Genomic DNA, 5,913 nt, shown 5'->3' with positions numbered 1-5,913 from the left:
GTGGGTTACTAAAATATAATTAACCTTCCCCCACCTATTTTTGGGAATCAATCCCATAAGATCTTCCTCAATTTTACAGGGATCAGTGTTTTTGGTTAACCCCAACCTACCTGCCAACCTCTTCACGTGTGTATCCACAGCAATACCGGATACCACGTTATACGCACCGGTGAGGACAATATTAGCGGTTTTTCTTGCAACCCCGGGTAATTCAAGTAATTCTTCCATTGTTTGAGGAACCTCACCCCCGAACTTTGTGAGTATCATCCTAGCGGAATTAACTATATTCTTAGCTTTATTATGATAGAACCCGGTGGAACGTATCTCCTGCTCAAATTCAGGAAGGACTGCATCGGCGTATGAACGCATATCCTTATACTTCTTGAATAACGTTTTGGTAACAATATTAACCCGCGTATCAGTACATTGTGCGGAAAGAATTGTTGAAACTAACAACTCCCATGGCGAACCGTACACCAGCGCAACAGTTGCATCGGGATAAGTTTTATCCAGTATATCCAGTACAGCAACAGCGTATAACTTTTTTTGGTCAACGGAAACTGTCATCAGTATTAACTTTACTACAATACCGTATTAATCGCTTCGAGAATACTATCCTTTGGCTGCGCACCTACTAACTGCTCCGCAATCTTCCCATCTTTTAAAATAATCATTGTAGGTACTGCCTGAACATTAAACCTTGACGCAATTTCCCCAGCATCGTCAACATTAACCTTGCACACCTTAACTTTCCCCACGAGTTCACCCGCAAGTTCGTCAATAACAGGGCCTAACATTTTACATGGCCCGCACCAGGGTGCCCAAAAATCTATTAAACACACACCTGCCGTTGTTTCTTTGTCAAAATTATCATTGTTTAACTCCACAACATTTACTGATGCCATAAAACCAATCCCTACCTTCCCCCTACTTTAATCTTATGCAATAACTTAGATGCATGTTCACGTATAACAGGATTCTTTTCTTTACACATTTTTTCTATGATCTTAACGCTTTCATTACTTGCGAGATTGACCAATGCGTTCAGTGCCTGAATCCTAACCTTATCCTCAACCCTTTTTTTTGAGAAAATACGCCCTGGGATCTTACCTTTTGCCGCTGCCTGCAGCAAGGGAATATAAGTATTATTCCCGAGGTTTCCTATATAGATACAAATTTCTTCCTGTACTGCCGGGTGTTCATCAAACATTTTTTGGGATAGCATATCCAGTAACCCCGCGTTATTCAGTGACGCGAATAATCTCACAATTTTCGCACGGATAACAGCGTCAGTATCTTTAAACATAGATTTAAGAATTTCTAATACATTACTATTCCCAACTTTTTTCGATAATAGGTCAACCACTGCCAGTTTAACTGTTTGTTCCGGATACACCGCAACCTGGCTGATAAACCGTATAGTTTCCTGGTTTCCTATATCCTGTTCCACCACTGACAATACCCGTAATAGAACCTCGGATGATGCTCCGGAAGATACTGTTTTGTACATCCTGTCAATCCCGCCTTCGGTATTCTGCAGGAGCTGAACCGCGATATTTCTTGCACGGATATCATCTGATTCCGTAACTATTTTTATTAAGGTTTCAACCGCGCATTCCGCAAGGATTGCGAGTATCTGCAGAGTTTCCGCTGAATGTTCAATACCTCTGATCTTAATATCCGCCAGAAGAAAACTACCGGCAATATCCGCAAGTTTTTTCATACTTTCCGATACAATAGTTCTTCTCCATTGCATCAATGAATTAGTATCAAAATAATGCTTCCGCCAGAGTGTCACTATTACAAGTATAGTCTCGTACTTACTCTCGGAGATCAATAACTGCACTATGTTTAGCAACGACTTATCAACCTCAGCATAAACTTCATTATTAACTTCCAAATCAACCACTGAAATCATTAAATCAATAACGGTATCAAGTTTTTGTATCTTACGGTTGATAATAAGAATATTCCCTAATGAATTAACAATCCGTATCGCACTCAACCTAACTGCCGGGATGTTACTGGTAAGGTTCGACAATAATTTATTCACTAACTTATCCGCTAAATCATCAAGCCCTGTTTTATAAAGATTATTAATAATATTCGGCAACCGCGTATTCGTTGGCGAGGCAAGCAATTGCAATGCATCATCGTCCAGTAACTGTGTCACCTGCTCAATCAAAGACGGCTCTTTTTTTTCACTTTTATTATCTACCCCCGTCCCTGCCTCACCCGGGATTTCGTTTATCAACCCAAGCTTCATTAATTCCTGGTAGATAGTCAACGGTATTTCCTTACTCACCGGCGACTGCAGTAATTTTTCGATAAACAATTTTAAACTCTCCAACCGTTCCAACGCAGCAAAATCCGATCCCGTCTGTTGTTGTATATCCTTGTACCACGCAATAATTTCCTTAAATATTTCATCAATCCTGTCTCTACTCAACTCGGATAACAGCATATCCTTTAACCCGGAACTTTCAATCCTGCCGGGTAACGGGTGTTCAAATATTTCCCGGATAACCCCGGCATCCATCACGGCTAACCGTTTTGCCAGCATTCCCTGAAGGTTATTCTTCTGTGTATCATCCGTCAATGTTTCCATCTCATTATAAATCTCGCGGATCTTACGCATTACTCCCGAGATATCAGGTTCTCGAGTACTACCCCCGCCCTGCCCGTTATCTGTTGAAGACGTCATATTTATCAAGTCAGTAATTTTAGTGACTACCATCTCGCCTTTAATCAGAGGCACGTAAATCAGGTGATTAGCAATAACATTTTTTATCTGATGTTCCTGCAGGAGGGCAGCAAGGTCTTTGTTTTGCAGCTTCTGCGGTTTTGCCAGGGATTCAATGAATAACACAAGTTCTTCGCGGGTAATCCCGGATTTAAGCGTAATACTCTCAACCTTACAGTTAGCGAGTAACCTTATAACTTCATCAGTATTAACCGACCTCGGGAGTTCAACATCTCCAACAACAAGTTTACTCTTAACATCCGAAATCGTTAATGAATCACTGATTTCAAACAAAGGTTGGAGTAACTGCCTAAACTCATCAACTGCGGACTGAATCATCCCGCTTGAAGCAGGATATATCCTGAAATTCATGATAAGCTTCCGCAGGGCAGATATAAGATTAATCCCCCACGACGTTTTTACCTGCAATAAATTAACATTCTCATCCATAATAATACCGTGTATACACTCCCAGAAAAATTATACCCTATTCCCGAGAAAAGATAAATACTAAAAAAAGTCCTGTAGTTACGCTTTGTGTTTAGCAGCAAAAAAATCCTGTACTTCTTCAATCCTATGCACAACCCTAACCTTTGGCAATGACTGCAGAAACAGTTTACCGTACCACAAACTTTGTATCCTGGGATCAAACACCGCGATTATCCCCCAGTCATTAATTGTCCGTACTAACCTCCCAAACCCCTGACGGAACATCAGTATAGCTTCGGGCAACTGGTACTCTTTAAAAGGTTCACCCCCGGCTTCACGGATAAGATCGCCTCGTGCTTCAATTATAGGATGTGTTGGCACAGCAAATGGCAATCTTGTTATCGCAACACAGAGAAGGTCATCCCCCGGGATATCAACCCCCTGCCAAAAAGTATCGGTCCCAAACAAAACAGACCCAGGATGAGACTTAAATTTATCCACAAGTTTATACGCCTCGCCCTGCCCTTGTATCAATAACTTAAGCTCTAACCCTGAATTCTCAACCCCTTCTTTAACCAATTTATGGATACCCCGCATAAATGAATAACTCGTGGATAACACCAGCATTCTTCCCTGTATAAATTTCAATAATTCTACGAGTTCATTCCCCACCCTTGACGCATAGTCTTCACCATCAGGCCTTGGAAAATGCTGAGGTGTATAAAGTACAACATTATTCTCATAATCAAACGGTGAATCCAGGAGTAACTCCACAACCTTCCCTGAAGTCAGCCCAATACGGTTTTTGAAATACTCAAAACTTTTATTAACCGTAATTGTCGCGGAGGTAAGTATTACCACCGGCAATTCTTCAAATAATTCATCCCTTAATATCTTAGCGACATCCACAGGTGCAGCGTAAAGTTTTACCGTTGGTATATGATTAAATATTTCTGATTCTATCCAGTAAACGTACCCGTCCAAACACTGCGTACAAAAAGCTTCGAGGTTATGTATCAACCCGTCAATACGTTCTGCAATCGCGCGTAATTCCATCTCATCTTCCCATGTTTTTGAGTACTGTACCCCTGTATTGATCAACTGCTGAAGATGTTTTAACTGCAATACCGCCGGCCCGGGCAGGATTAACGGTTCTCTTATACGTTTGATAGTAAGTTCCGTGCCTAACACCTTAACCCATTCATTCAATAACTCAACTATTACGCGTTCGCAACTACCGAGATCCGAGCGCACATGCTTAACCCATTCAGGATCAGTATCTTCCATACGCGACAAAATCCCGCGTCGTGATGCCGGGTTATAAATACTATCCGTTACACGTTTAAGGCTGCGTAACGAAAAATCAAGCCCAAGCAGCGCAACTGCGACTTCCTCAACGGTATGCGCTTCATCGAACACAATAACTTCCGCGGACGGCATAAACTTCCTTGGATTGTGAAGATTAAGAAAAAACATGTGGTGGTTACACACGATAACATTAGCTTTCATAACAGTATCCAGGGCTCTATGAAAATAACAGTTATTAAATTCAGGGCATTTATTATGAAGGCAAAAATCACTTTCCCTGCACGCGATTTTCCATAAGTCAGGGCTTATTTTAAACTCAAGATCCAACCTTAGGCCTGTTTTAGTAGACTGCACCCATTCAACAAACCTGTTAACTTCCTCAGGATCAATATATACTGGCAGCAACCCGGTTTTCACAACTTTTTCCCATCGCCTGCGGCAAACATAATTTTCACTGCCAACACTTAACGCATACTTAAACTCCACACCCTGATCCTTATAAACCTTATGGAGAAACGGCAGGTCTTTCTTAACTAATTGCTCTTGCAGTGCTTTGGTGTAGGTAGAAACAATGACTTTAGTATCATTATCAACAACGTAGTTTATGACAGGTATGAGATACGCCAAACTCTTCCCGGTCCCCGTCCCGGCTTCTATCAAACAATGCTTTCCAAGTTTTATAGATGACTCAATTATTTCCGCCATCTGCAACTGCTGTTGCCGGGGTTCGTACAAATCGAGATAGCCTTTTAACAGCGACGTATCGCCAAAAAAGTTTTTTATCTGAGGAGGAATAACGTGTTTACCCGCGTTCCATCTTTCTCTGACATTCAATACAGTACCGCGTGGAAGGTATCGCCTTCAACCTGGTCTCCGGGATCTTAACCCTGCATGACTCGCAGGAACCATACCTGTTTTGTTCAATTTTTTCAATCGCGTTTTCAATTTCTTCCAGCTGCTTACGTTCATTATCTGTCAGTTCGTACAGTAACTCTTTCTCCAACGTTTTAGATGCAGTATCAATCTCATCCCCGACATCAGTCTCGTCACTGGTTGAAGGATTTTCTTTATGAATAATAGACAAAATCGTAGCTTTATCCTCAAGCAACTTTTTCTTTATCGTATCAAGTTCTTTCTTCAGCATTTAAATTAACATCTCCTTTTTCCATTGATTTCAAAACGAAGTGATATTATAACCAAATACCTATTTTATAGCAACAACTTTAATTGTCTTTAAAGTATCAGTTTCCTGCCCGCTTACCCGTATATCCTTTTCTGACAAATCCAGGAGGTACTCGCGTATCTCCGGAGTAATACGTTCCCCAGGGATCAGTATAGGAATCCCGGGAGGGTAAGGCGTTAACGACTGTGCGCTGATATACCCTGCTGAATGCGATAACGGTATACGCTTAGTCTTACCCGCGAGAAACGTT

At 41.3% G+C, this 5,913-nt stretch carries 6 protein-coding genes; all 6 read right to left on the bottom strand.

The window, feature by feature from the left end:
• A partial coding sequence (gene nth / locus WC955_12820; protein ID MFA5859937.1) for an endonuclease III occupies positions 1-567 on the bottom strand: 567 nt, incomplete at its 3' end.
• A 14-nt stretch (positions 568-581) separates the two neighbouring features.
• Positions 582-905, bottom strand: coding sequence for a thioredoxin (gene trxA / locus WC955_12815; GenBank protein MFA5859936.1), 324 nt, complete (start codon positions 903-905; stop codon positions 582-584).
• Positions 906-916: 11 nt separating this feature from the next.
• Positions 917-3,193, bottom strand: coding sequence for a HEAT repeat domain-containing protein (locus tag WC955_12810; GenBank protein ID MFA5859935.1), 2,277 nt, complete (start codon positions 3,191-3,193; stop codon positions 917-919).
• A 78-nt stretch (positions 3,194-3,271) separates the two neighbouring features.
• Entirely contained in the window at positions 3,272-5,314 is a 2,043-nt protein-coding gene (locus WC955_12805; protein MFA5859934.1) for a helicase C-terminal domain-containing protein, read from the bottom strand.
• Positions 5,283-5,624, bottom strand: a complete 342-nt coding sequence (locus WC955_12800; protein ID MFA5859933.1) for a TraR/DksA family transcriptional regulator — start codon at positions 5,622-5,624, stop codon at positions 5,283-5,285. The genes WC955_12805 and WC955_12800 overlap by 32 nt, the downstream gene beginning before the upstream one ends.
• 60 nt (positions 5,625-5,684) lie before the next feature.
• Positions 5,685-5,913: arginine decarboxylase (locus WC955_12795; protein MFA5859932.1), on the bottom strand; the 229-nt coding region annotated here is incomplete at its 5' end.

It is taken from the genome of Elusimicrobiota bacterium, assembly GCA_041658405.1.
GTDB lineage: Bacteria > Elusimicrobiota > UBA5214 > JBBAAG01 > JBBAAG01 > JBBAAG01.
Note: the sequence above shows the minus strand (reverse complement) of the source record. Positions and strands in the feature narration are given on the sequence as shown.